Source organism: Paraburkholderia sediminicola, from assembly GCF_902859805.1.
Lineage (GTDB): Bacteria > Pseudomonadota > Gammaproteobacteria > Burkholderiales > Burkholderiaceae > Paraburkholderia > Paraburkholderia sediminicola.
Genome location: NZ_CADIKC010000001.1, coordinates 950426 through 975757, shown reverse-complemented (window position 1 = coordinate 975757; position 25332 = coordinate 950426). Strand labels below are relative to the sequence as shown.

Genomic DNA, 25332 nt, shown 5'->3' with positions numbered 1-25332 from the left:
TACTCTCTCTCGACAAAGACTGAAGACAATATCTACAATGAACGAGCCCACACTTTTACAGTTGCAGTGCTTTGACGCACTGGTTGCCGAAGGCAGCTTTGCCGCGGCCGCTGCACGGTTAAACCGAACGCATCCAACGGTCCATGCAGCGGTGAGGGCGCTTGAAGCTCAAGTGGGAATGGTCCTGCTGGACCGGGCCGGATATCGTGTCACGCTGACCGTGGAAGGCGCGGCGTATCACGAGCGCGTGATGCAGTTTCTTCGGCAATATGAAAATCTGCGGCGCGAAGCGGCGCAGCTCGCGGCTGGACAGGAGGCGGAGTTACGCGTTGTGGTGGGCGATCTGTGCCCATTGACGGAAACCCTCGGCACGCTCAAGCGGTTCTTCGAGACGAGTAGCGGTACACGTCTTACGCTTCTGTTCGAGGCGATTAGCGGCCCTTGGGAACGGCTGCAGAACGGCGAGTGTGACTTGATATTTCATCACCTCGACAAACCGTCGCCCGCGATCGAATCGGTTGAGTTGTTCGAAGTAAAGCTGGTTCCGGTCGCGGCCCCTGGGTATATCAAGTCACTGTCAGTCGGATCGCTCACGCCAAACGATTTGAGCCCCTATGTTCAGTGCATCATCCGCGATACGAGCAAGCAGTCTTCGGACGCCAACTACTATCTGATCGAGGGCGCGCCCACCTGCACCGTGCCTGACCAGTTGATGAAGCGCGAGTTGATTGTGCAGGGGCTTGCGTGGGGGCACATGCCTTATCACTTGGTCGCGGGCGACCTCGAGAAGAAACGGCTCGTGTCACTGGAGGGGCGCCACTTGCAAGGCGCGGCACTCAAACACTACGCGGCGCGGCTTCGCGATGCCGCGCACGGTCCCATTGCGCAGCGTCTTTGGAGTCAGTTGTTGGAGCGGGGTGCACGTTAAATGCCAGTAGGCGCAACATGCGAAATGATCTGAGCCGCGTAGCTTATTGGTGACCGTGTCGATCCGGCCGCGCGTTCAGATGTGGCCAGTAGTCGGACCACGCCGTTGGTTGCCGAAAGACGTTTCATCGTAGCGCGTGTGGCGCAATGGGATGCCCGCATCGGATTCGATCGCACCGGGCAGACGTCCCTCCTTGAGCGGGCGACTCCAGAGCGCTTTGCCGTCGCACAGCAACTTCGCTTCGATACGGAACCTGCCCATTTCAATTCTGTGAATTCGAGCGTCGCGAATCGTCAATGTCGCGGCTTCGATACCGAGACTCATCGCCAGTTCGAACTCAACGCGGACGGCGCTTACGCCGTCGACGTTGATTGTCAGCACCGGTTTGTTCGCCCATTCGAATTCGTGCTTGACGAGCGTTACTGTACGCGAAACACCCGCGGGAGTTAGCGCGGGGTTGATCGCTGCGCGCACATTTGCCACGTCGCTCCAGACCGCCGCGAGGACCGTGCCGAGTTTCGGGTCGGAGCCGTGCGCCACCTGATCCTCGATTGCAGCGCGGATCTGTTGGTGTTGCAGTGTTTGCCAGGCAGCCCATGCGCGCGGATTGCTGCGCTTGAGTCCGTTCTCCAGCGCAATGATTCCCTCCGTCGGCGATGCCTCGAAGAGCAACTTGAAGAGGGGGATGTCGGTCATGTCAGCGCTTCCTTTGAGAGAACGGAGCACGCGGCTCGGTGATCCGGAAGGTGGACGAGGACCCGTCGAGCCGCACGTTTACGCTGGGGCAGGCGATCTCCGGCGCCTTGCCTCGAAACGTGTGCGTGTCCGGGCCGTGGGTAAGGGTAGCGCTGATGTTGCAAACCGGTGGTTGCACTTCATGCCGCAGAGGCGACGTACTTGCGCCTTTGCCTGCATCGGGCCGTCCCGGCCGAATCGTTTGCGACCCGATGTTCGGGCTCCGGCGTATCCAGAGCGCCACGCCCACTACCGCGCAGATCAGCACCGCGATGCCGATCCACTTCTTCAGTTGCGCCCAGAGTATCAGCTCCGAGTCGACCTCTACCGGCGAGCCCGGCGAGACCTGCATGTCCGGGTTCGGTCGCTGCCGGATCACACGCCGCTTCACTTCGTCGCCGTCATCCACGTCCGGCACGACGCGCAGGCCGGCGCTGTCAACGGTGGATCTGGCGACATCGAGCGTCATGCCGAGCACTTTCGGTACTACAGCGAAAGGGAGGGGCCTCACGGGTTTATGAGTCGTGGGCACCTGCGTGATTTGTGGCTTTGTGGAGGGCGGTGTTTGGCTCGACGCGGCTACGGCCGGCACGGGCGCCGATTCGGACGCGACGGCGGGCGATTGCGGCTGAGGTGGCGGAGCCTGCACTTTCACCACCGTCACGAAAGAATTGGCGGAAGCTGGCGTCAGTGCGGGTGGCCTCTGCAGGATTACCACCGCGGCATCGTCCAGCGGCCTGCCATCAAAGGAACGCAGGCGTAGCCCGACCGCCTCCACACGCTCTCGCGCGACGGCAACCGTCGACTGTTCAATCTGCGGCACCTGGACCCTTTGCCCGGCCGCTTGTGGCTCGTAGGTCAATGGCAAGCGTGTGTTTGGCCTGGTGAGTATTGCAGTTGAGGCGGGCACCTGTTCGCGGCTGTCCAACTGGACGTGCATCAGAGGACGTTCATCGCCAGCCGGCTCGATCCTTGTGTCGACGTAAGTCGCGAGTGCGGAGGACGAGATCGCACCGCAGAAGGCCATTGCCATCCACGTGCATATGCGCGATGTGCCAGAGAAGTGTCGCGTGATATTTGCCATCCTTCTCAGTCGTCCGATCGCTCTCGCGGTCGCTTGCAGCCATTCGCACTCACGGTTCGCGATTTTCATGCTGCCGTCTCCACTGTGTGCTTGGAACACGCACGGCGCCCACCTATCCGCAAACGATCAGGATTACTACACTGTATGCATACTAGTACGCTTTGCGTGGTCGACAAGGACGACGCGATCCGCGCGCGATGTCGATCCTCGGTAACACGACAGACGTTCTGATTTTTTCTCGCCGCTCGGCAAGAAATCACTACCTGATAGACGGTCGGCTAGCGTTGATTTGAATGTTGGATGTGCGCGCGTTGTTGCCGGTTGCGTTTATTTGTCTTATATCGCATAGGGATTGGCTGAGACGATTCACCAACAGCGCGCCAGGTGAGAGCGCCGGCAGCCAATTGCGACGGTAATCCGAACCCACTACCCCTTATTGAAAAGGCTCACGACACGGGACATTGATTTCGCCGCCAGAACGAGCAGCGCGCCGGAGACGCTGTAGTCGACGTTGAACATCAGGTCGATCAAAGAGAACATGGATAGCGCGACAAGCGGGTGGTACATCGCACGGTTTATCAGGCGTTTCATCGGCGTCTCACGCGGTTTCGTTTGCCCGAACCGGTAAGTCACTGTGCGTGAACCGATCTGCGCAAGTTTCGTGGCGTGCCAGCCTTCCGGAATCCGTGGAAGATCTGGCTGCGAAGTACGGATGACACTGATCTGTCATGTCCCGTCCTGCGATGAACTTTGCAGCTCGCAACCTGTTGCCGTCCTGCCCGTGCGTCGATGTTTTTTGTCCTATCGTCCACGTCTTGCCAATGGTTCTCCTGACCATTGCAGAGCGTCCGGAAAGCTTGTCCGTTTCTCCTGCAAAAAGGCGAGTTTGTTGCATGCGCTTATGCCACGCGACGATGCATCGAGCGTACTGAAAATTCGGTAAGCCATTTGTCATCTACCTCCGCAGCGGGTATAACATGAACCCCTCGGTCAAATTGAAGAATGACCGGCCTCTCCGATTCCTTACCAGGGAAATCGCATCTCACGCGAGCTCTTCATGGATGCAGTTTCTGACGTCCTGCGCGCTGTGCGCCTAAGCGGCGCGGTGTATCTGACCGGGACCTTCACGGCACCGTGGTGCGTGATAGGCCGCACGGATGCCGCGCTCTGCGCGGCCTATCTGCCGCAATCCGAGCGTGTCGTCTCCTATCATCTGATCATAGAAGGTAGCTGCTGGGCCCAATTGGAAGACGAACCCGGCTCTGCTATTCATCTCAATGCCGGAGAACTGCTGGTGGTGCCGCAAGGCGAAACGCATTTGATAGGTAGTGCTGTGGATCTTGCGCCCACGCCAACGGAGGTGCTATTGGCTGGCCAGATGGCGGTAGAACCAGGTGAGGTGATGACGGTGTCTTACGGAGGCGGGGGGCCTACGACTCGCATCGTCTGCGGTTTTCTGGCCTGCGACGATACGCTGAGCAATCCACTGCTTTCATCGCTGCCGCGACTCTTCAAGATTGATATGCGCCATGATCCGCGATCAGCATGGCTTGAGTCCTCTCTCAAGTTAGCCGCCAGTGAAGCTGCGAGTTCGCGGGCGGGCGGTACGATTGTCCTCGCCAGACTGTCCGAACTTCTGTTTGTCGAGGCGGTGCGTAGCTGTATTGAAGCGCTTCCTGCCCACGAGACAGGTTGGTTGGCCGGTGTGCGTGATCGTTACGTGGGGCGCGCGCTTTCGTTGCTCCATGCTCAAGCAGTCCATCCGTGGACCGTCGATGAGCTTGCGCGCAAGGTGGGGTTATCGCGTTCCGCGTTGGCGCAACGCTTCACCGATCTCCTTGGACAACCGCCCATGCAGTACCTGGCGCGATGGCGCATGCAGATCGCGGCGCAGGAACTTCTCGCTGGCAGAAAGTCGCTCGCCGCTGTAGCGGAGCAGATTGGTTACGAGTCCGAGGCGGCATTCAGTCGAGCCTTCAGGCGGGAATTTGGAATGCCGCCGGCAGGCTGGCGCAAGAGCAAAGGAAAGATGAACGGCGCTGCTGAGTCTGTGCAGGCCGCGCCCGCTGCCGCCGGCTTCGCGCCACCATTAGATCAGTGACGTCGATTGCCATGCCCAAAGCAACATTCACTCGCACGCGTCAAAGCTGACCCGGCGTTTCGGCCATATCTCCCGGTGGCCCGGCCATAGAACCTCGCGTCTCCCAATCGTACATTCGAGCGTACCGGATGCCAGATCAACCATCTGGTTCTGACCGGTAGATGAACATTCACAGCTCGACCGTACGCAGGTTCATATCGGAGCTATTCAAGAGCGTGTTCCTCTACCACTGGAAGGAAGAGAGCCAGCATGCCATTCTGGACGAGCTCGAATGGGTCCGTCACGACGCCACTGCGACGGACAGTGATCGCAACAAGGCCGTTGACGAATCCATCGAACTGGTCACCGCCATCGACGGCATTCTGCAGGCACAGGCTACAGCCGACGCGCGTTATTTCAAGGCGAACTGCAGCCGTGCAGTCGACGAGACGGAAGCCCAGTCGATCGAAGCGAATTTCCTTGAGGCCTACCGGTGGCAGTACACCCACTCGGGTGTGCGTCATCCGCATTTCGGCGAGGTGCTTTATAGCCTCATCTCCGAAAGCCAGCGCATGCGCATCCATGCCGCGCTCGCCGCATTGCAATGAGATTTACCGAAGCTGAACAATCCACCTATGTTGAAGGAGATGGAACATTATGACGGTGGGCTACGTGGCGCAATGCGCCGTCCGCGGGAATACGCTCGAGTCCCTGCAGATCGAGACCGAGGGTGAAATCGACCTTAGGGGCTTTCTCGGGATCGATCCGAAAGTGGCAAACGGCTATGAGAGCCTGCGTTACACCGTTCGTATCAAGGGCAGTGGGACCAGCCAGCAATTTGCGGAAGTCCATGACGCGGTAATGGCCACTTCCCCCAATGTCTACAATCTGGCGAACGCCGTCGTTCTGAAATCGAACCTCGTGGTCGGTTGAACGTTCGCAATGTGGGCGCGACGACTCGAATCGCTTTCGTCGCGCTCACAGGCCCACGCAGATTCACGCACCCTTCGGTTCACCGAACCATCGCGACACGGCCTGAGCAGCCTCCTCATCGCCAGGGGAAGCCTCACCGGCCCAGGCGACGAAACCATCAGGCCGCACGAGCACCGCGCTCAAGCCAAGCCGTTCCTTGACGTCACTTCCGACATACGTAATTCGATCACTCCAGCGGCTCGCCAGCGCCTGAAGTGACGCATTTGCGTCAAAGTCCAGAAACAAGCCTCCTCCGTTAGCGAGAAGCTCGCCGAGCTTTGTCCCATCGACCAACTCGAAATCGGGAGCGCTGCGGCCCACCAGCGGATGGCTGCCGCCAGGATCGTAGCGAAGAGAAACACCCCACACACGCTCGGCGAAGTATGTCGCGCCGTCACGCGTATCGATGAGATCACGGATGATGGCTTCGAGCGCGCGCGAACTCCGGCTCGGTCGCATGAGCGCGACTTGGGCGCGCGACCAGTCAAGGACCTGCGCGCCTACCGGATGCCGCTCGCTCGTATAGCTGTCGAGCAGACCGTCCGGTGCATCGCCGCGGATGGTGGCAGCAAGCTTCCACGCAAGATTCATCGCGTCGCCCAAGCCAAGGTTAAGGCCTTGGCCGCCCAACGGGGAATGGATGTGCGCAGCATCCCCTGCGAGCAGCACACGCCCCTTGCGGTAAGCCGTCGCGTGATAGGCGCGATCTGTCCACGTGGTGGCAAGCAGGAGAGCCGTCACGGTGACATCGGTGTTCGAGATATGGCGCAACACTGCCTGCACATGATCGAGTGTGATCGGTTCAGTCCGATGGAAAGCGCCTCCGTCGAAATCGACCATCGCGATGGTACCGGGCTTCTGGTAGGTGTACATGCCCGTCGGCGTGTAGTGGCGGCCCGGGTTGAGTTTGTCCGGATCGGCCATCTCGACTTGCACGGAATAGCCGGTGAACTCGGGATCGGTGCCGACGAATTCAAAGCCGCCGGCCCTGCGCACTGTGCTGCGCCCGCCGTCACAACCGACGAGCCATCGTCCACGAAAAATTTCACCCCCGGCGCGAACGGTCACGTCTTCGTCCGACTGGTCGAAACCTTCGACGCCGAGGCCGCGCCTGATCTCAGCCCCTAACGCGATTGCGCGAGAGGCCAATACGGATTCGATGTACTCCATCTCGACGGCCATGTTGGTGCTGGCCGGAGTTGGTAGGCGATATGGCCACTTCGAGGTGTCGATGTTGTCGAGATAGAACTGGATGCCGGCAAAATGGCCACCCGGGCGACGCGACTGTTGCATCCAATGCGCGGAATTCGACGCACTGCCGCCCGAATCATCTTTCGCGCGTGGCGGTGTCGCGATCTCGTTCAGTAAACCGCGACGGTAGAAGGCTTCGATGGTAGGTGCCGACAGGCCGCGCATGCCGAACGGAAGCCGCTTCAATGGAGAGCCCGGGTCGTCGGCTTGCTCCAGTACTAACACCGAGAGGTCTGCGAGGCACAGCTCACAGGCGAGAAACAAGCCGACGGGCCCGCCACCGGCAATCACGATGTCATAGATCAAAGAGAAATTCCTTTAAGCGCTTTGACCGCTACTATGTGGTGTCAAAAGAGGCCGCGGTCTCGCTGACGATTGGTGGTGGACAATCCACGCAGGAGACAAAGCAGCTCGCCGCCCTTGCGGCGGCGTCGCGACGATCGTATCACTCCACATACGATCGATCCAATTAGCGCCTCGCCGCGTTTTTAGAAAACCGCGAAGTCGTGCCTTGCACATGTCGATTTCTCCCGCGATCATTCGTCGTAATCACAGGAGGCGCTTTCGCCTCCGAACACTATCGCATTCAAAGGAGAAACCCAAATGCGTGTAATGGTCATGGTTAAGGCAACCCCCGAATCCGAAGCCGGGCAGATGCCAAGCATGGAGCTCATCGCGGCGATGGGCAAATATAACGAGGAACTGGTAAAGGCAGGGATCATGCAAGGCGGCGACGGACTGAAACCGAGTTCGGCGGGTGTACGCGTGAGGTTTTCAGGGAAGGATCGAACCGTCGTTGACGGCCCATTTGCAGAGACCAAGGAATTGATCGCCGGGTATTGGCTCTGGCAAGTTCAATCGATGGACGAAGCGATTGAATGGGTCAAGCGCTGCCCGAATCCGATGATGAGTGATTCAGAGATTGAGATTCGACCTTTCTTTGAGCCTGCGGATTTTGGTGAGGCGTTTACACCTGAGCTTCAGGAGCAGGAAAAGCGTCTACGGCAGCAGATTGACGGGCAGACCCGTTGACAATATTTGCCGCATCAGTCTGCGGGGCACGCGGAGGCCGCCCCGCCCCGACTGTCTGAGGCTTAAGTCAGGCGTCCTGGGTCGTGCAGGGGGACGAGGTGCAACGCGGTTTCATGGCATTATCGTGTGCACCTTCAAACCTGCGCTGGAGCATACGTCATGGCGACTTACATTGTTTTCACGAAAGAAAGCACTAACGATCAAGGGGAACTCGACATCTACCAAAGCAGGGTGGGCGAGACCTTTAAAGGTCACCCCGTTAAGGTTCTCGCTGCTTACGGACCTCAGCAGGTCCTTGAGGGCGACGCGCCGGAGGGCGTCGTGATCGTGGAGTTTCCGTCGACGGCGGCCGCGCGCGCGTGGTACGACAGCCCGGCCTATCAGGAGGTCGCGCAGCACCGGTTCAAGGGCGCGCGCTATCGCGCCGTTCTCGTCGAAGGCGTGTGACGAAAGGCGATGCATAACCATTTTGCATATTGTTAAGCCTTTCAACCAGGGGTAGTCGTGAACAGCGTTTCAATTGAGGCCGTCGCGCCGGGCGATGCCGACGTGTTTGTGGCACGTCAACCCGTCATGGATCGGGCTGGTCGCGTTGTCGCATACGAGCTTCTTTTCAGAGACGGTCCCACCGGGGGGGCGCGGATCGGGGACGAACTGCGTTGCACCACGGCGGTGATTGAACGTGCAGTGGGCTCGATCGGTCTCGAGCGGCTTGCCGGCAGCAAGGCCTGCTTTCTGAACTGCCCAAGTGATTTTCTATTTTCGGACTACCCGTATGTGCTGCCGGCCTCACGTTTCGTTCTGGAGGTTCTGGAGTCTGTCGAGCTGACAGCGGATCTCTCGCGACGTTGCAGCGAGTTGCGAGGAGCGGGTTTCCAGATAGCGCTGGACGACGTCAGGAGCATGACCGACGAGGTCCGATGGTTTCTTCCTTCCGTCGACATAGTCAAGATCGACTGGCCGTTTGTTGAACGCGCGGAGTTACCGGAGCTGGTCAGCCAGTTCAAACGCGCGGGAAAGGTCGTGCTCGCCGAGAAAATCGAACGTGCGGAAGATGCGGAGTATGCCCGGCAGCTGGGTTGCGATCTGTTGCAAGGCTATTATTTTGCCAAACCGCAGATTCTGTCAGGTAAGCGCGCGGTGCCGCCAGTCAAGGCGATTCTTCACGTGTTCGACCTGGTCGGCAGCGACGCGCCGTTGGGTAGTATTGCGCGAGCGTTAAAAGAAACGCCAATGCTGGTTGCCCAACTCTTACGGCTTGCAAACAGCAGCGAGCAGCCTAACGGCAAAACGGAACGCATTTCATCGCTTAAACAAGCGCTCTCGATAGCCGGAAGCCGCAGACTTTTGCACTGGTGCGGACTTCTGCTTTACGTCGGCCGCGACGACCTTCCAGTCGAAGATGATCCGCTCGCGCTGCTCGCGCAACGTCGGGCGCATTTCATGGAAGAAGCGATCGAGGCGATGCCGGATGGCCCGCGTTCGCTGGCAGCCGCGGGCTATCTGACGGGCATGCTGTCGTTGCTGCATGTGGCGTATCACATGGAACTGCGCAGCTTCGTCGACGAGCTGCCCGTTTCTGATGCAATCCGGCTGGCAATCCTTAACGGCGGTGGCGTACTCGGCGAATTGTTGTCGGTCGCCACGCTGCTTGAGCAAGGCGATGTGGATGCGGCGACGGGGAGACTTCAACAGCTGGAGTTTTCCCCCGCAGCGGTTCGGAAGATCATCGAGTGCTACTGAGGCGATTTTCGGTAGCACGGGTGGCATGCGGGCCAGTCTCAGTCGTTCGACTGCGTATCAATGCGGACATTCGATCGCATACAATACGTATACCGTGCATCCGAAGCGAGTGAGACGACGTGACAGCATCTTCCCTGACGACCCCGGAAAAACTGGGGGAACTGGCCTATCAGACTTTGCGGCGAATGATCCTCGACAAGGCATTACGCAGCGGCGGCGCCGTCGTTGAAGGGCGACTGGCCGAGGAGCTCAACATTTCTCGCACGCCCATGCGCGAAGCGTTGCTGCGGCTCGAAGGCGAGGGGCTGTTGACGCGCGCCGGAGCCCGCTCCTATTCGGTGCGCTTCGTCAGCGCACAGGAATATTTACAGGCGATGAAGGTGCGCGAGCTGCTCGAAGCGGAGGCCGTCGGCCTTGCCATCGGCAAGATCGACAAAAAACAGATCCAGCAACTGATAAAGAAAATCAAGGCTCTGCGCAGTGGGCAGCAGGAGCAGGAACACTGGCAGATTGACGACCAGGTTCACACGATGATGGCGCATGCAAGCGGCAACGACGTGCTCGCGCGGATGATCGAAGTGGTGCGCACGAACAGCCGGCTGTTTGAACTCACGACACCTTTCAATCGAATCGAGGAGGATCGTGCCGAGCACCTTGCGATCCTCGAAGCGTACGCTGCCGACGACGCGGAAGCTGCACGCGCCGCCGTTCGCACGCACCTGCAAAACTTGCGCCGCTTCGTGCTTAACCGTCTGAGTGGAGGCGGCAGTCCCTGAACCTGATCGGCCCGTTAGCGACTCGCGGCCCCATCGACTCCATCAGTGGCGCAGGATCTTGCCGACGAATTCACGCGTGCGCGCTTCCTGCGGGGCATCGAAAATCTGCTGCGGCGAGCCTGTTTCGATCACATGGCCACCTGCCATGAACACGACTTTCGACGACACTTCGCGCACGAAGCTCATCTCGTGCGACACGATGAACATGGTGATGCCCTCCAGCGCCAGAGCGCGAATCGTATCGAGCACCTCGGTGACGAGTTCGGGGTCGAGCGCGGCGGTGACTTCATCAAGAAAGAGCACGTTTGGCTTCAACGCCAGCGCGCGGGCGATTGCCACACGTTGCTGCTGACCGCCCGACAACTCGTCCGGATACGCTTTCAGCCTGTGTTCGAGACCCACGCGCGTGAGCAACCGGATGGCATCGTCTTCCACCTGCTTGCGCGGCCACCCCTTGATCCGGGTAGGCGTGATCATCACGTTGTCCAGCACGGTCATGTTCTGGAACAGGTTGTATTGCTGGAAAACGATCGCGATTTCCGAGCGCAGCGACCGCACGGCCGCCTTGTCCCCATAGTTCACGAGACCACCGTTTAGCCGTACGCTACCGTGCTCCGGCGGCAACAGCCCCAGTAGAACACGCAGCAACGTGCTCTTGCCCGATCCGGACGGCCCGATCAGGCTGACGATTTCACCTTTCTCGACTGACAGGTTGATACGTTCGAGGACCGTGTGCGGCCCATACGACGCCTTCAGATCAACGATTTCGAGTTGCGGCAAGTTTCTTCTCCAGGCGCTTACCCAAGCGCGACAACGGGTACGACATCACAAAATAAAGCACCAACACCGTTCCGTACACGAGCCACGAGGAAAATCCCTTGTTGGTCAGCACCTTGCCGGCGGACGTCAGTTCCATCACACCGATCTGCGAGGCGAGCGCTGTGTCCTTGATGAACATGACGAAGAACCCGAACGTGGGCGGCACGATGACGCGCCACGCTTGCGGCACGATGACGAAGCGCAGCGACTCAAAGTACGAGAAATTCAGCGTTTGCGCGGCTTCCCATTGATTTTTATGAACTGATTCGAGTCCGCTTCGAATGATCTCGCCAAGGTACGCGGACGCGATCAGACAGACGCTCAGCGACGCGACAGCAAAGGTCGAGAGATTGGCTTTCGATGTTTGGCTTGCGAAGAATACGAGCATCAAGGTGACAAGAAACGGGATGCGGCGAAACAGGAAGCAATAGGCAAAGGCGAGGGCGCGCAAAGGCGCCATCGTCCGGGAATGTGTGGCGCGGATAATCGCTATGACAAAGCCCGCGAGGAAGCCCGTAAAGCAGCCGGCAGCAGATAGCACGAAGGTTGCGGCGAACCCTTCCACTAGCAACAGCAGATTGTAGGAAGAAAACAGTTGTGCGATTTCGGCCTGTGAGGAAGCGAACATCAGAACACCTTGATTTTGGCGCGGCAGACATGGCGCCCGATCATCGCCAGCGCGAACGTCGCGATCAATGTGACGGCGACATACAGAACGGCGGCCACGCTGAACGCTTCGACCGAAAGGTAGGTTTGTGAACTGAGGTTGTACGTGCGCCCCGTCAGTTCCTCGACGCCGAAGATCGACGCCATCGACGTGCCGAGCGTCATGACGATGAACTGGTTCGACAGCGGCGGGAACATCACCTTCAGTACGTGCGGAAAGATCACATGCCGCACGATCTGCGGCGTGGAGAAGCCGAGCACTTCGGCAGCCTCGATCTCCATCAGCCGGACCGAATTGAACCCTGCACGCTGGATCTCGCACAGATACGCGCCCGCATTGAACGTCGCCCCGATCAATACCGCTGTGAACGGCGACAGGGTCACGCCGATCTCAGGCAGCGCGAAGAACAGGAAAAATATCTGCACGAGTTGCGGCGTATTGGTCGCAAACACCACATAAGCCATCACCACTTTGCGCAGAAACGCCGGCCCGTAGCGCAACACCGAAGCACAGACGAGGCCGATGATCATGCCGAACCCAAACGCGAGCACGGCGATCTGCAGGCTGAGCCATGCGCCGGCAAGCAGATAAGGCCACTGCTGGAGGATGGGCTCGAAATGTAGGGTCATCGAATAGTGGCTCCCGCCGGATGGGCAGTGCTCGTCCGTTACGGCGACGAGCGCTGTCGCCAGTTTCCCTTACTGCGCGGCTGCAACAGGTGTAGGTGAGGCGGTCGGATCGTGCAGCATGGCGCTGCCGAACCACTTCTTCCAGCTTGCGGCGACAAAGCCGTTCTTCTGCAACGCGCCGATTTCCTTGTTCAGACGCTGCGTCAGTGCCACATTACCCTTTTGCACGCCGATGCAGTCGTAGTCCACTTCGATCGGCGCATCCACCACACGCCATTTCGTCGGATAGTTCTTCGTGTAGCTCAGCATGAAGTCGAGCACATCGATCAATGCATCGGCGCGGCCCTGAGCGATCGCGCGAACCGCATCCGGATAATTGTCGAGAATCAGAAGCTGCGCCTTGGGCAGTTTGTCATGGATCAGCTGGATAGGCGTCGTGCCGCGTACCTGAACGAGGCGTACCGCCGGATCGTTCAGCTGGGTCCAGTCTGAATAGGACGTTGCCTGTGTCGTCAGGACACCTAGCACTTCAGTGTTGACCGGATCGGTGAAGTCGATCACCTTCAGGCGGTCCGCGTTGCGCGTCATACCCCCCATCACCGCGTCGATCTTGTCGGTCATCAGAAACGGCACGCGATCGTTCGAGCCAACCGGAACGATTTCAAGTTTCACGCCGAGTGAGTCGGCAATCTTCTTCGCAATAGTGACATCGAAGCCGTCGATGTTGTTTTTCGTGTCATAAATGCCGAGCGGCGGCAGGTTCGGGTTGATGCCGAACACGATCTTCTTCGACGCGATGATTTCGTCGAGCGTACGGGCGCTGGCGTCGAACGAGCCGAGCAACGCGCAGGCGGCAATACCCACGGCGAGCATGCGGGTGAGGAGGATCGAGGATTTCATGCGGCAACTCCGTAAGAGGTTCGGGGGCGAATGCTGACCGGTCTGGCGCACGGTTCGGACGCTTCCCGGACCGTCTTTATTTTGGCCATTTTGTGTATACGAAACGTATACGATAAGATAAAAACATCGACGAAATTAGTTGTCAAGGGAGCCATGCCCCATGCTGGATGAGAAGACCATGCGCATCGAGAAGGCAGGCGGCGCGGCTACAGTGAGGTTTCTCTTCGACGGTCGGCCGGTGCGGGCGCGCCAGGGCGAAAGCGTGGCGGCAGCGTTGTTCGCCTCGGGTACGAAGACCTTACGGGCGAGTCCGCGCAATGGTGCACCGCGCGGCATGTTCTGTTTGATGGGGTCCTGTCAGGAGTGTCTGGTCGTAGTCGATGGCCGCCGCGCGCTTGCATGCCGAACGACCGTCATTGAAGGAATGCGCGTCGACAAAGTACCGGAGATCGGCCTTGATATCTGAGTTCGATGTCCTCGTGCTCGGCGGCGGCCCGGCCGGTGTGAACGCGGCGCTGGCTGCGTCGGCAGCAGGTCTCAGGGTCGCGCTGTTCGATGAGAACCAGGCGGCCGGCGGTCAGGTCTACCGCGCACCGGTCAGCGCCGCTGTTCCGTCGAGTGCGGACCAGCAAGCGGGCGACGCGCTACGGCGCGAACTCGCCGAAAGTAAGGTCACCACCTACTTCTATCACGTGGTCTGGGCGGTCACCGCCGACTATCGCGTCGATGCCGTGGGTCCGGACGGCCCCGTGCATTGCGCTGGGCGCGCGCTGATCGTCGCATCGGGAACCACGGAACGGGTCGTTCCCTTCGACGGGTGGACCACGCCCGGCGTTATCGGGCTGGCCGCTGCAACGATCCTCCTCAAATCGCAAGCCATCCTGCCGGGCCGCTCGACATTAGTCGCAGGTTGCGGGCCATTGCTTGCGGCCGTCGCCGCGAAGACGATAGATAATGGTGGCAAGGTCGAAGCAATTGCGGATATCGCGGGCCTCGGCGACTGGGCCCGTGCGCTGCCCGCCATGGTGTCGCGCCCCGATCTGATGCGCGAGGGTTTCCGCTGGTGGCGCGAAATTCGCCGCGCAGGTGTGCCGATTCATGCGCGGCACACGATAGTCAAAGTGGAGCCTGCTGACGATCGGCTACGCGCGACTCTGGCGCCGTGTGACGCAGCAGGGCGGCCCGTCTCCGGAGAACACCGCAGCGTGGTCGCCGACTGCATCGCGGTAGGTCATGGGCTGACCCCGTCATCCGAAATCACGCGTCTCCTGCGCGCGGAGCACCGGTACTCGCGGCAGGCGGGAGGATGGATCGCCATCATCGATGAAAACTGCCGCACCTCGCGCCCACGGCTCTACGTGGCGGGCGACGGCGCAGGCATCGCCGGCGCGGCCGCAGCGAGCCAACATGGCACGCTCGCAGGACTCGCCTGCGCCATCGAGCTTGGCGGCCAGGACGTCGCTGGGCTCCGGTCGCGACTGTCATCCGTGCGTCGGGCGCACCTCAAGGCGGCGCGCTTCGGTCGTTCGATGGCGCAATTGATGGCGCTACGCGCCGGCCATACCGACAGCATTGGGGCGCAAACCATCGTGTGTCGATGCGAAGACGTGACGCGCGCCGAGATCGATGCCGCCTGCGACGCCGGCGCGCACGACGTGAACCAGCTCAAGGCCTGGACGCGCTGCGGCATGGGACCGTGCCAGGGCCGCACATGCGGGGACGTAGCGGCGGAACTGCTTGCCGCGCGCGCATGCGGTGGCTCGCGCGAACGCGCGGGCTGTTTTTCTGCCCGCACGCCATTGCGGCCCGTGACGCTCGAAGCGCTGACCGGCGAGTTCAGCTATGACGACATTCCGATCCCGAGGGCTGCGCCGTTATGAGTCAGCCGACGTCGACCGCATTCGATGTCGCCGTGCTCGGCGGCGGCGTGATGGGATGCACCACCGCACTATTTCTGGCGCGAGCCGGCATGCGAGTAGCGGTGATCGAACGCGATGCGCTGTGCCGTGGCGCGTCGGGTGTAAACGCCGGCACGCTGACGCTGCATATGACGCGTGCCGCGCTCGTTCCCTATGCGATCCGTGCGTGGAAAATGTGGATGAATACCGACACGTGGCTAGGCCACGGCGTGCTTGCGACGTCGGCGCCCGGTCTCTCGCTCGCCTTCACCGAATCCGAGAAAGCGCTACTGCAGCAACGCGCGGCGGCAAGGCGCGAGTACGGCGCGCAGATCGATCTGCTCGACCGGGATGCCGCGCTCGCCGTCGAGCCGGGCCTGAATCCCGCGATGCTGCAAGCCGCTTACTGTGCAACCGATGGTTTCGCCAGCGCCTATCTCACGGGCCGTGCTTTCCACGCGGCGTTGCATGAAGCGGGTGTACACGTTTTCGAGCAGACACCGGTAACGCGCATCGAACGCGTCGCGGGAATGTATCGGGTGTACGGTCCGAACGACTCCATCCGCATCGACGCGACGCGTCTGGTGATGGCGGGCGGCGTGTGGCTGGAACCCCTGCTCGCGATGCTCGGCTTCCGCATCCCCGTCAAGACGCTCGTCAACCAGTTGATCGTCACTGAACGCATGCCGCCCGTGATGAGATCGGTGCTGAGCATCGCGAACGGGCTGCTGTCGATGAAGCAGTTTGCCAACGGCAGTGTCCTTATAGGCGGTGGCTGGCAAGGCATCGGCGATCGCGAGCAGGGCAGCGTGGAAACCGTGCCGGACAACCTGATCGGCAATCTCCGGCTCGCGCAGCACGTAATCCCCGCGCTCGCCAAAGCGCGCGTGGCCCGCATCTGGCTTGGCCTCGAAGCCGAAACGGCCGACGCCATGCCGATGATCGGTGCGCTCCCCGGTTCCCCCGATGCATGGGTGATCGGTTGCGTGCATTCCGGTTACACCAGCGGCCCTTACATGGGCAAGCTGCTCGCCCAGGCCATGCTCGGCGAGGAACCCGAGTTGCCCCTGTTCGATCCGGCGCGGCTTGTCGTTCATGACGATGCGCCCGCCCAACTTCATCGGGAAAAGACAGAATGATCCCTACGCATGCCGACCCATTCAACGGCGTCTATGCCGCTACGCTGTGCCCCCTCGACGCGGATGGGCGAACCCTGGACGAAGCGGCGCTTGAGCGGCATATCGAAGCGGTGGCGAGCGTCGACGGTATTGTCGGGCTTCTGGTGAACGGCCATGCCGGCGAGAACTTCACGCTCTCGGCGGCGGACAAGCGACGCGTCGTGGAAATTGCGCATGCCGTCTGCGGCGATCGTTCCATCATCGTGGCCGGCGTGAATGCCGAGGACAGCTATGAGGCGCAGGCCCACGCAAACGACGCGAGACAGGCCGGCGCCGACGCCATGCTGCTGTTTCCGCCGTTCTCATGGGCGCTGTCTACCGATCTCGACACCGTTCTGACGCATCACCGGATCGCCAACGGCGAAGCACACCTGCCCATGATGCTTTACCAGGCCGGCGTCGCCGCGGGCGGCATGGCCTACACGCCGCAGATGCTTGCCGCGCTCGTCGGCTTGCCCGAGGTCGTGGCGATCAAGGAAGGCAGTTGGGAGACTGCCGCGTACGAAGCAAACCGCCGGCTCGTCAAATCGATCGCGCCGCATGTGGCCGTGATGGCTTCCGGCGACGAACACCTGTTCACCTGTTTTGCGATCGGTACCGAAGGCAGCCTCGTCAGCCTTGCGGCCGTCGTGCCCGAACTGGTCGTGGCGCTGTATCGGGCCGTCGAACACGGTGATCTCGGCCGCGCGCAGCAGCTTCACGAGCGCATCTATCCGCTTGCGAAGGCTATCTATGGAACCGCGCCGGGTTCGTACGCCAATGCGCGCCTGAAAGCCTGCCTGCACTTGCTGGGCCACTTTCCGTATCCGTCGATGCGCCCGCCGATCCCACCGCTCTCCCATGCAGAGTTGATGCGTCTCGAAGACGCGCTCGCCATCGCAACCGACACTCAACGGAGTGATTCATGAGTTCGACCCCAACCCTCATCAAAGGCGGCCGCATTATTACGGCCGTTGACGACTACCTCGCCGACATTCTTGTGGAAGGCGAGCGCATCGTCAGCATTGGACTGAATCTCGACGGGGGACCGGATGCGCGGGTGATCGACGCGGCAGGGCTGTTGGTGTTTCCTGGCGGCGTCGATTGCCATACTCACATGGAGAACACCTTCGGGGCCTCGGTGACCTGCGACAACTTTGCGTCGGGCACACGCTCGGCCGCCTTCGGCGGAACGACGACGATCATCGACTTCGCGTTGCAAACCGCCGGCACAAGTCCGCTCGATGCGATCTCGCGGGCGCAATCGAAAGCCGCATCGGCCGCGAGCATCGACTACGGTTTTCATGTGATCGTGACGCAGGTGGACGAGCGCGTGCTCGGCGACATGCAATACGCGATTCGCCACGAAGGTGTCTCGAGCTTCAAGATGTTCATGGCCTATCCCGGCACGGTCATGTCGGACGACGCCGCCATTTTTCAGGCCATGCGGATGGTCGGCCAGCACGGTGGCATGATCGCGTTGCATGCGGAGAACGGCACCGTCATCGACCTGCTGATTCGCGAGGCGCTCGCACAGGGCCATACGGCGCCGCGTTATCACGCGCTAACGCGGCCCGCGATCATGGAGGGCGAAGCGACGCATCGCGGCATCAAGCTCGCCGAACTCGCCGAAGCGCCGGTCTATTTCGTACACCTTTCGGCGAAAGAGGCACTGAAGCATGTGATCGAAGCGCGCGACCTGGGCATTCCGGTGTTTGCAGAGACCTGTCCACACTATCTGTTCTTCGACGAGTCGGCATACGCCGACGACAGCTTCGAGCTCGCGCGTTACGTGATGAGTCCGCCGCTGCGCTCGAAGGAGGCGCAGAACGCGCTCTGGACCGCGCTCAAGACCGACGATCTGCAACTGATCTCGACCGATCACTGCCCGTATTGCATGAAGGAGGGGCATCGCGGCAACGTCAACCAGAAGCCGCTTGGACGCGATGATTTTTCGAAGATTCCGAATGGCGTGCCTGGCGTCGAAACGCGCATGACTGTGGTCTACGACGGTGGCGTACGCGGCGGCCGCATTTCGCTGAATCGCTTTGTCGAATTGATGTCGACTGCGCCCGCCAAGCTATTCGGCCTATTCCCGAAGAAGGGAACGCTTGCGATCGGCAGCGACGCCGACATTGTCCTGTTCGATCCGAACGAGTCGCACATGATCAGCGCGGACACGCAACATGGCGATTGCGACTTTACGTTGTTCGAAGGCCGCGCCGTCACGGGCCGGGTAAAGAAAGTGCTGCTGCGAGGGGAGTTGCTGATCGACAACGGCGACTGGGTCGGACGGACCGGTCAGGGGCAGTTTGTCACGCGCGGCGAACTGGGCGGTCACTGGTAGAGCGTCATGCCAATCTATGAATATGCCTGCGACGCATGCGGGACGTTCGATTCCATCCGCCCGGTCGCGAGGCGTGATGAGCGAACGCCGTGCCCGGAGTGCGGCCTGCTGTCGCCGCGCATCGCCAGCGGTGCGACGGTGTTGCTGGCGCAGCGTGGCGAGACCGTGCCGGCGGAAGAAGGGGCTTATGGCTTAAGGCATCAAGGTGGCTGCAGCTGCTGTCGCTAGAAAGTTGACCCGACTGCGCAAACGACAGTTGCACCTTGATAGCTGCTGTTCAAGCCGCGCATTCCGCGTAGTACCGGTTCGGTGCCGGAAAAACGCCGGTCATCACTTCAATCATGAATGGACCGTTAAGCTGAGACGCCTCGCCGAGCGCATCTGCCAGGTCATCGAGGCGCTCGACCCTGCGCGACGCGACACCGAGCGAAGCGGCAAAAGCGGCCCAATCATGACTCGGCAGTTCGCTGAACTGCGCGGGAATAGAGCCATTGCTGATTGCGTCGATGTGGACCGCGCCATGCGCAGCATTGTTCAACACGACGTAAAGCACCTTTACGCCGTATCGGGCTGCGGTCTGGATCTCCATGCCGTGCATCAGCATGCATCCGTCTCCGGTTACTACGACACACGGGCGCTCCGGAGCCGCAAGCTTGACGCCGATCCCGGCGGCGACTGCCCAACCCATCGGCGCAAGGGAACTAGATGAGAAATAGTTGCCAATACCCGACGAGAGCCAGTAGTGGGCCATGAATATCCGGTGGGCGCCGGAATCCACGACAACGTTTGCATCCTTCGGCAGGAGTTGACACAGTTGCTTGACGACGTCTCCCGTATAGAGCGATTGATCGCCATCTGAACCCCGGCCACCGGGTTGCTCGAACTTATAGTCGTACAGCGGGGTCTGGTTGACCTCGGCGACCCATGCCTTTCTTCTTTCCAGCACCGTGTGAAAGTCGGCACTCCGGTTTGTGTCCATCTGGGACAGCAAGCGGAATGTGGCGCCAATCCCGGAGAAAACCCTACTGCGCGCGACATGCCCCGTCGCGGGTGCGTCGAAGCTATCGTCGAAGATGATCAGTTCCTTCCAGGCAGAGAGCTTTTCTGTCCAGTTCATGCTGTCGCGCTGATTCAGATCGCTGCCGAATACGACGAGCACGTCGAGTTCGTCCGAGTTGATGACGCGAACGGCCCGCGAGTGGCCCGAGAATCCGTACACGCCGAGCGAAAGGACATGATCTTCAGGAAACGCACCCTTTCCCGATAGCGTGGTCGCAACAGGAATGCAGAATTTTTCGGCCACCTCGAGCAGGACCTTCGCGGTTTCCGGGTCATTGCCGCGACTGCCGATCAGGAAAGCGACTCTCTTCGATTTGAGCAGATACCGGTTGCACAACGCCTCCAACGCAGCGCGGTTCGCGGGGACCTCGCAGGCGTTGAACTCGTCATGATCGTACGGTTGCCGTGATGCGTTGTGGCCGGCTAGCACTTCCTGCCGTTGAACGTCGACGGGAATGCTCACGAAAGACTGCGCTCGACGCATCCAGTTCAACCCATCTGTGGCGCGACGCATTTCGGCTTGAAGATTGTCTTTGTTCTTCAGTTCAACGACATTTTCGACCAGGCTCCTCACCACGCCGCTTTCGAAAATACCGCTCTGCGTCGCGTCCTGGAACGCGCCTTTGCCTTCCGCACGCGACGAAACCCCTCCGGCGATATAGAGCATGGGAATCTGGTCTGCGTGAGCGGCCGCCATTCCGGGCACGAAATTCATGGTGCCTGGTCCGGATATTCCTACGCACACGCCAAATTTCCGGCTGGCCCGTGCATAACCGTCAGCCATGAAAGCACTGCTGGTCTCATGCGCACAAACAATGCCGCGGATCGATGGCGACTTGTCGATTGCATCCAGCAGTGGGTAGATCATCTTCCCCGGCACGAGGAAGACGTGGTCGATTTTCGCGACTTCCAGCGACTTCACGACTGTTGTCGATACATTGAGAGGAGCGTGTGATTCCATATTTTTTGAGTACGATCCGAGTAGAAACCAATAATCGGATCTCGCTATCCCTCATCCGGACGTCGCGCGTGACCCTCGAAAGAGCAACGTGACGAAGCCGGCGGCACAACGCCGGTATGTGGAGACAGCGAGACGGCCCTGAACGCGTTGCACAGCGGTTGCAATCGCGTCCCGTGCTGCTTCATCGAGCCCGCCTGAAACGGGCCCGTGTCTCCATCCGTGAGTACTCTTTCTCGGTTGCGACGTCGCTCGCATGCACTGCCTCAATGGCTGAGGCGAGCGCTGCGAGGTGTTATCGACCATGCGGCGCGCGTGAATCGCGAACCTCGGTCCGTTCGACTACGGGTTGTCGTCCAGCTTGAACGCGTTGCTCCGTTCAGAATGTCTGCCAGTCGGCAGTCTCACTGGCGCTGGCCGTGACCACGGTGCTTGCGCCGCCTGTTAAACGTGGCGTCGCCATGGGCTTTGCCAATCTCGCAGGGGACGCTGCGTGCGGCTTTCGATGCGGCTCCTTCCGGGGTGTGTTCGCAGGCGACACAGCCGCGCGCCTGACGTCGATCTTGAAGAAGGCCACCGCTGCACGCAGGCCCTGAGCCTGCTGTGCCATCGACTGGGCCGCCGCCGAAGCTTCTTCCACCAGCGCGGCATTCTGCTGAGTGACCTGGTCCATCTGGTTGACGGCCTGGTTGACCTGCTCGATGCCGGTGCTCTGTTCTTGCGACGCCGACGAGATTTCGCCCACGATATCGGTGACACGCTTCACCGACGCGACGATCTCATTGATCGTGCCGCCCGCCTGCTCGACAAGATTCGAACCCACCTCCACCCGGTTGACCGAATCGGCGATCAAGTCCTTGATTTCCTTTGCGGCGCTGGCACTGCGCTGCGCAAGCGCGCGCACTTCACCGGCCACGACAGCGAAGCCGCGACCCTGTTCGCCAGCGCGAGCCGCCTCGACCGCCGCGTTGAGCGCGAGGATGTTGGTCTGGAAGGCAATCCCCTCGATCACGCTGATGATCTCGGACATTTTGGTCGAGCTTGCGGAGATATCGCGCATCGTTTCGACCACCTGACCGACAACCTCGCCACCTTGCTGTGCGATGCCGGAGGCCGTACCGGCGAGCGTTGCGGCCTGCTTCGCGTTGTCGGTGTTGTGGCGGACCGCGGCGGTCAGTTCTTCGATGCTCGAGGCGGTTTCTTCGAGCGATGCCGCCTGCTCCTCTGTGCGGCTCGACAGATCAAGATTCCCTTGTGCGATTTGCGAGCTCGCCGTCGCTACGCCTTCGGCGTTCTCGCGGACTTCAGCCACGACCTGCGCCAGCGCATCACGCATTGCCTTTAGCGATGCCATGAGGCTGGTCGTGTCGCCAGGCCGGAGGTCGATGCTTACGCTGAGATCGCCGGCTGCCACGCTTCTGGCGAGGTTGGCGGCTGTCGCCGGCTCAGTGCCCAGTTGCCGTGTCAGACTGCGCGCCATCCAGACGCCGATTCCCCAGCCGACCAACAGCGACAGGACCACCAGAACAAGCATCAGATTGCGGCCGTCCTCGTAGACCTTGTCGTTAGATCCGGCCGTCGCCTGGGCATCGCTCTGCTTCACATTAACCAGTGTGCTCATCAGGACCAGGGTCTTGAAACCCTTCTCGTGATATTCGCCCAGCAGATAGGCCGTCAGGGCAGCCTGATCCTGCAGCCCAGCGGCGTTAATCCGGCCTTTCATTTCATCGAAAGCCTGTATGTAGTCGTGCCAGCCCTGATCGAGCTCGGCGAAGGTCGCCTTACCTTTATCGGTGTAGACAAGGGGCTCGGCCTGATTGAGGTGCTCACGTGCCGAGGCCATGGCCTTTTCAGCCTGGGCTAGCGAGGCAGTCCGCTGGTCGATAGTGGCGGCCAGAATGGCGTTGCGTAGATAGGTACCGGTTCTCAGTACATCGGCGTTCGCTTGCTGGATCTGGTTAAGCCCCACGAGATCCATTCGATAGGTCGTGTCCGCGTTGTCGCTGATCTGGCCCATGCTGCGGACACCGATCACACTGACGATGGCACTGATGACCGATACGAGGATAAAGGCGCAGATCAGTTTGGCGCCGAGCTTCATATTGCCGATATTCATAGCTTGCTTCGTCAACGTGAAAAAATTGGAACAAAGAAATAGATCCAGCAACGCTCGCGCGTTGCCGGATAGTCGGCAATGCCGTCCGGAGATGCGGCAAGTGCTCCATGTACTCAGTTAACGGCAGCCACAATCTATTCTTCATACCAATTATCGTTTACGCGCAAATTCGCTGTATTTTTAGACTTTCAAGTTATTACTTTGTAAGGTTCGCGGCGAAGGCGAAGGTCCGGCGACTGAGCGCGGCAGATGAGATGACGCTTTGACAACTGGCAGTCCTTTCATCGCGTCTTGATAGACTTGCGCGTACAGAAAGAAATGCGGGGGAAATGCGTGAGTTTTGACGAATACTATAGGCGGCTGAAGTTGCCGGACACTGCGTCGCCGGCAGACGTCAAGCGCGCGTATCGACGGCTAAGGGCGAAGTATCACCCTGATCGCAACAAGGGGCGCGAATCGGCAGTCGAGCCAGTGTTCAAGCGTATTCAGGAGGCGTTTGAGATTCTGACCGGCGAGCGTGAGCCGCCCGTGTCCAGTCCGGCGGCGGCATCGACTGAGCGCCGCGATAAGGCAGCCCACTCACGCGAACACCGCAGCGCGCCTCCGATGCGCGGCGCGAACTGCCTGATCGAACTTTTCGTGCCGCTCGAAGCCGCGATCCACGGTGGCGAGGTCGAAGCGAGCTATGCGGTGAGGGGACCGTGTCACCCATGTCAGGAAAGGGGCGCCCAGTGCGCGAGCTGCAACGGCAGTGGTCTGTCGGTCTCGGGCATGCACTGCACCGCTTGCGGGGGTACCGGTCGCCCGTCGGCGAGTGAGCGGTGTCAAGCGTGTCTTGGCACGGGGATCAGAACCTCCCGGAAGTTCGAGACCGTGAAGGTTCCAGCGGGTGTGTGGGATGGCCAGCGTCTTGTCGTCGAAGGTGGTGGTCATCCCGGGCCGAACGGTGGTCCGCCCGGCGACGCGATCTTCTCGGTTGCGATTGTGTGCAGCGCGGCCTTTCGTCGTGACGGTCTGGATCTCGCAAGCGAGCTTCAGGTCGATTTCGTGACAGCCACGCTCGGCGGTAACTTCGAAGCGCAGATCCTGGGCCGCGCGCACCAGATGACGATTCCGCCGAACGCGCAACAGGGCAGCACGATTCGTCTACGCGGACATGGACTCACCGACCGCAACGGCTCGCGTGGTGATCTGACGCTGCAACTGGTGCTCGCGATGCCGGCCGCGGCTTCACATCTCACTGACGATGAACGGCAACGGCTGCGTGAAATGTTTGCGGACGCTGGGCGTCGAGCGATGCAGGTAATCACAACGACTGCACCAAACAGCGCGCCGTCGTAGCAGAGTAATCAGCACCGCTTCGGCACAACCGATACGAACGGCGGCCAGTGCGCGATAGCTTACAAAAATAGTCGAGGGAAAGATGGGTCCGTCTCTGAACCGGATATTGCTGTACGCGAAAGACGTGAAAAAAACCTGTGTGTTCTACGAACGATACTTCGATTTCGCCTATAAGTTCGATGACGACGGTCGTATTGCCGAACTCGTATCGCCGCACGGAGGCGTCATCATCATGGTCCATCAAGCCGCGAAGGGAGTAAGGTCAGGGCAGGCTACGGTGAAGTTGGTGTTCGACATGGATGACGTCGAAGGCTTCAAGAGCCGATGCGCGAAAGACGGTCTTGAATTTGGTGCAACTCATCAAGCGGATGGCTACAGTTTTGCCAATGCGAAGGACCCGGACGGTAACTCCCTATCCATTTCGAGCCGGCGTTTCGCAGTCAGGTAGTGTCTTTGAGTAGCTAATCATGAAACATAGTTCAAAAGGCGGCCTCGTCTATTCGACCGATGGCGGGCAGATGTGTCCCGAATGCAGACAGGTGATCGCGGAATGCATCTGCAAGACAGTTGCGAGAAAATTGCCGGTAGGCGATGGCGTGGTGCGAGTGTCACGCGAGACCAAGGGCCGGGGTGGGAAAAGTGTGACGATCGTTAAGGGGTTGGCGCTCGATCCTCTTGCATTGGCCTCGTTAGGCAAGCAATTGCGCACGGCCTGCGGTTCTGGTGGAACGGTCAAGGATGGCGTGATTGAAGTGCAGGGTGACCATTGCGAGCGGATCATCGAAGCGCTAAAGAAGTACGGCCACAGCGCGAAGCGCGCCGGGGGTTAATCGCTTCGTT

27 protein-coding genes are annotated in these 25332 nt (G+C 60.3%); 17 read left to right on the top strand and 10 right to left on the bottom strand.

What is annotated here, in order from left to right:
• The first annotated feature begins 37 nt into the window (after positions 1-37).
• Positions 38-928 (top strand): LysR family transcriptional regulator, encoded by an 891-nt coding sequence (locus tag R8871_RS04290; RefSeq protein ID WP_175049198.1) that lies wholly within the window; start codon positions 38-40, stop codon positions 926-928.
• A 75-nt stretch (positions 929-1003) separates the two neighbouring features.
• On the opposite strand, the gene R8871_RS04285 is transcribed toward R8871_RS04290, so the two are convergent.
• The 3 genes from R8871_RS04285 to R8871_RS04275 form a co-directional block, all read right to left on the bottom strand.
• Complete coding sequence (locus R8871_RS04285) at positions 1004-1624, bottom strand: hypothetical protein (protein ID WP_175049197.1); 621 nt, start codon at positions 1622-1624, stop codon at positions 1004-1006.
• Between the two features lies 1 nt (position 1625).
• On the bottom strand, positions 1626-2816 hold the full coding sequence (locus R8871_RS04280; protein ID WP_175049196.1) for a PASTA domain-containing protein: 1191 nt from the start codon (positions 2814-2816) through the stop codon (positions 1626-1628).
• Positions 2817-3173: 357 nt separating this feature from the next.
• Entirely contained in the window at positions 3174-3338 is a 165-nt protein-coding gene (locus tag R8871_RS04275; RefSeq protein WP_175049195.1) for a hypothetical protein, read from the bottom strand.
• Between the two features lie 466 nt (positions 3339-3804).
• Between R8871_RS04275 and R8871_RS04270 the strand changes: the two genes are divergently transcribed.
• From R8871_RS04270 to R8871_RS04260, 3 genes are all read left to right on the top strand, one after another.
• Positions 3805-4848 (top strand): AraC family transcriptional regulator, encoded by a 1044-nt coding sequence (locus R8871_RS04270; RefSeq protein WP_175049194.1) that lies wholly within the window; start codon positions 3805-3807, stop codon positions 4846-4848.
• A gap of 161 nt (positions 4849-5009) precedes the next feature.
• Complete coding sequence (locus R8871_RS04265; protein ID WP_246287374.1) at positions 5010-5435, top strand: hypothetical protein; 426 nt, start codon at positions 5010-5012, stop codon at positions 5433-5435.
• 49 nt (positions 5436-5484) lie between these two features.
• Positions 5485-5760 (top strand): hypothetical protein, encoded by a 276-nt coding sequence (locus tag R8871_RS04260; protein WP_246287372.1) that lies wholly within the window; start codon positions 5485-5487, stop codon positions 5758-5760.
• 63 nt (positions 5761-5823) lie between these two features.
• Here R8871_RS04260 and R8871_RS04255 read toward each other — a convergent pair whose 3' ends face one another.
• The gene (locus R8871_RS04255) at positions 5824-7356 is read right to left on the bottom strand and encodes an FAD-dependent monooxygenase (protein ID WP_175049193.1); all 1533 of its coding nucleotides are present in this window, start codon (positions 7354-7356) and stop codon (positions 5824-5826) included.
• A gap of 297 nt (positions 7357-7653) precedes the next feature.
• Here R8871_RS04255 and R8871_RS04250 point away from each other — a divergent pair, with 297 nt between their 5' ends.
• The 4 genes from R8871_RS04250 to R8871_RS04235 all read left to right on the top strand — a co-directional run bounded on the left by R8871_RS04250 (position 7654) and on the right by R8871_RS04235 (position 10601).
• Positions 7654-8082, top strand: coding sequence for a YciI family protein (locus tag R8871_RS04250; protein ID WP_175049192.1), 429 nt, complete (start codon positions 7654-7656; stop codon positions 8080-8082).
• Positions 8083-8241: 159 nt separating this feature from the next.
• On the top strand, positions 8242-8529 hold the full coding sequence (locus R8871_RS04245) for a DUF1330 domain-containing protein (protein ID WP_175049191.1): 288 nt from the start codon (positions 8242-8244) through the stop codon (positions 8527-8529).
• A gap of 57 nt (positions 8530-8586) precedes the next feature.
• Positions 8587-9825: an EAL and HDOD domain-containing protein gene (locus R8871_RS04240; RefSeq protein WP_175049190.1), complete on the top strand. Its 1239-nt coding sequence runs from the start codon at positions 8587-8589 to the stop codon at positions 9823-9825.
• Positions 9826-10010: 185 nt separating this feature from the next.
• Positions 10011-10601, top strand: a complete 591-nt coding sequence (locus R8871_RS04235; RefSeq protein ID WP_175049189.1) for a GntR family transcriptional regulator — start codon at positions 10011-10013, stop codon at positions 10599-10601.
• A gap of 42 nt (positions 10602-10643) precedes the next feature.
• On the opposite strand, the gene R8871_RS04230 is transcribed toward R8871_RS04235, so the two are convergent.
• The 4 genes from R8871_RS04230 to R8871_RS04215 all read right to left on the bottom strand — a co-directional run bounded on the left by R8871_RS04230 (position 10644) and on the right by R8871_RS04215 (position 13616).
• The gene (locus tag R8871_RS04230) at positions 10644-11381 is read right to left on the bottom strand and encodes an amino acid ABC transporter ATP-binding protein (RefSeq protein ID WP_175049188.1); all 738 of its coding nucleotides are present in this window, start codon (positions 11379-11381) and stop codon (positions 10644-10646) included.
• Positions 11359-11985: an amino acid ABC transporter permease gene (locus R8871_RS04225; RefSeq protein ID WP_246287370.1), complete on the bottom strand. Its 627-nt coding sequence runs from the start codon at positions 11983-11985 to the stop codon at positions 11359-11361. Before R8871_RS04225 ends, R8871_RS04230 begins: the two co-directional genes overlap by 23 nt.
• Before the next feature lie 62 nt (positions 11986-12047).
• Positions 12048-12716, bottom strand: coding sequence for an amino acid ABC transporter permease (locus R8871_RS04220; RefSeq protein ID WP_175049186.1), 669 nt, complete (start codon positions 12714-12716; stop codon positions 12048-12050).
• Between the two features lie 69 nt (positions 12717-12785).
• Positions 12786-13616, bottom strand: coding sequence for a transporter substrate-binding domain-containing protein (locus R8871_RS04215; RefSeq protein ID WP_175049185.1), 831 nt, complete (start codon positions 13614-13616; stop codon positions 12786-12788).
• A gap of 160 nt (positions 13617-13776) precedes the next feature.
• On the opposite strand from R8871_RS04215, the gene R8871_RS04210 reads away from it, so the two are divergent.
• Genes R8871_RS04210 through R8871_RS04185 form a run of 6 tightly spaced genes read left to right on the top strand, consistent with a single transcriptional unit; the run spans position 13777 to position 19246 of the window.
• Entirely contained in the window at positions 13777-14082 is a 306-nt protein-coding gene (locus tag R8871_RS04210) for a (2Fe-2S)-binding protein (protein WP_234487551.1), read from the top strand.
• Positions 14072-15496 (top strand): NAD(P)/FAD-dependent oxidoreductase, encoded by a 1425-nt coding sequence (locus tag R8871_RS04205; protein ID WP_246287368.1) that lies wholly within the window; start codon positions 14072-14074, stop codon positions 15494-15496. The genes R8871_RS04210 and R8871_RS04205 overlap by 11 nt, the downstream gene beginning before the upstream one ends.
• On the top strand, positions 15493-16653 hold the full coding sequence (locus tag R8871_RS04200; RefSeq protein WP_175049184.1) for an NAD(P)/FAD-dependent oxidoreductase: 1161 nt from the start codon (positions 15493-15495) through the stop codon (positions 16651-16653). The genes R8871_RS04205 and R8871_RS04200 overlap by 4 nt, the downstream gene beginning before the upstream one ends.
• Positions 16650-17600, top strand: a complete 951-nt coding sequence (locus R8871_RS04195; RefSeq protein WP_175049183.1) for a dihydrodipicolinate synthase family protein — start codon at positions 16650-16652, stop codon at positions 17598-17600. Before R8871_RS04200 ends, R8871_RS04195 begins: the two co-directional genes overlap by 4 nt.
• A complete protein-coding gene (gene hydA / locus R8871_RS04190; RefSeq protein WP_175049182.1) occupies positions 17597-19018 on the top strand; it encodes a dihydropyrimidinase in 1422 nt (473 codons plus the stop codon). The genes R8871_RS04195 and hydA overlap by 4 nt, the downstream gene beginning before the upstream one ends.
• Positions 19019-19024: 6 nt before the next feature.
• A complete protein-coding gene (locus R8871_RS04185) occupies positions 19025-19246 on the top strand; it encodes an FmdB family zinc ribbon protein (protein ID WP_175049181.1) in 222 nt (73 codons plus the stop codon).
• 49 nt (positions 19247-19295) lie between these two features.
• Here R8871_RS04185 and R8871_RS04180 read toward each other — a convergent pair whose 3' ends face one another.
• Together R8871_RS04180 and R8871_RS04175 are read right to left on the bottom strand one after the other, a co-directional pair.
• Positions 19296-21038 (bottom strand): thiamine pyrophosphate-binding protein, encoded by a 1743-nt coding sequence (locus tag R8871_RS04180; RefSeq protein ID WP_175049180.1) that lies wholly within the window; start codon positions 21036-21038, stop codon positions 19296-19298.
• Between the two features lie 376 nt (positions 21039-21414).
• Positions 21415-23136: a methyl-accepting chemotaxis protein gene (locus tag R8871_RS04175; RefSeq protein ID WP_281370218.1), complete on the bottom strand. Its 1722-nt coding sequence runs from the start codon at positions 23134-23136 to the stop codon at positions 21415-21417.
• Positions 23137-23484: 348 nt separating this feature from the next.
• On the opposite strand from R8871_RS04175, the gene R8871_RS04170 reads away from it, so the two are divergent.
• The 3 genes from R8871_RS04170 (at position 23485) to R8871_RS04160 (ending at position 25322) form a co-directional block, all read left to right on the top strand.
• Positions 23485-24492: a DnaJ C-terminal domain-containing protein gene (locus tag R8871_RS04170; protein ID WP_175049178.1), complete on the top strand. Its 1008-nt coding sequence runs from the start codon at positions 23485-23487 to the stop codon at positions 24490-24492.
• A gap of 82 nt (positions 24493-24574) precedes the next feature.
• The gene (locus R8871_RS04165) at positions 24575-24940 is read left to right on the top strand and encodes a VOC family protein (protein ID WP_175049177.1); all 366 of its coding nucleotides are present in this window, start codon (positions 24575-24577) and stop codon (positions 24938-24940) included.
• 19 nt (positions 24941-24959) lie between these two features.
• Complete coding sequence (locus R8871_RS04160) at positions 24960-25322, top strand: translation initiation factor Sui1 (protein WP_175049176.1); 363 nt, start codon at positions 24960-24962, stop codon at positions 25320-25322.
• Positions 25323-25332: the final 10 nt, after the last annotated feature.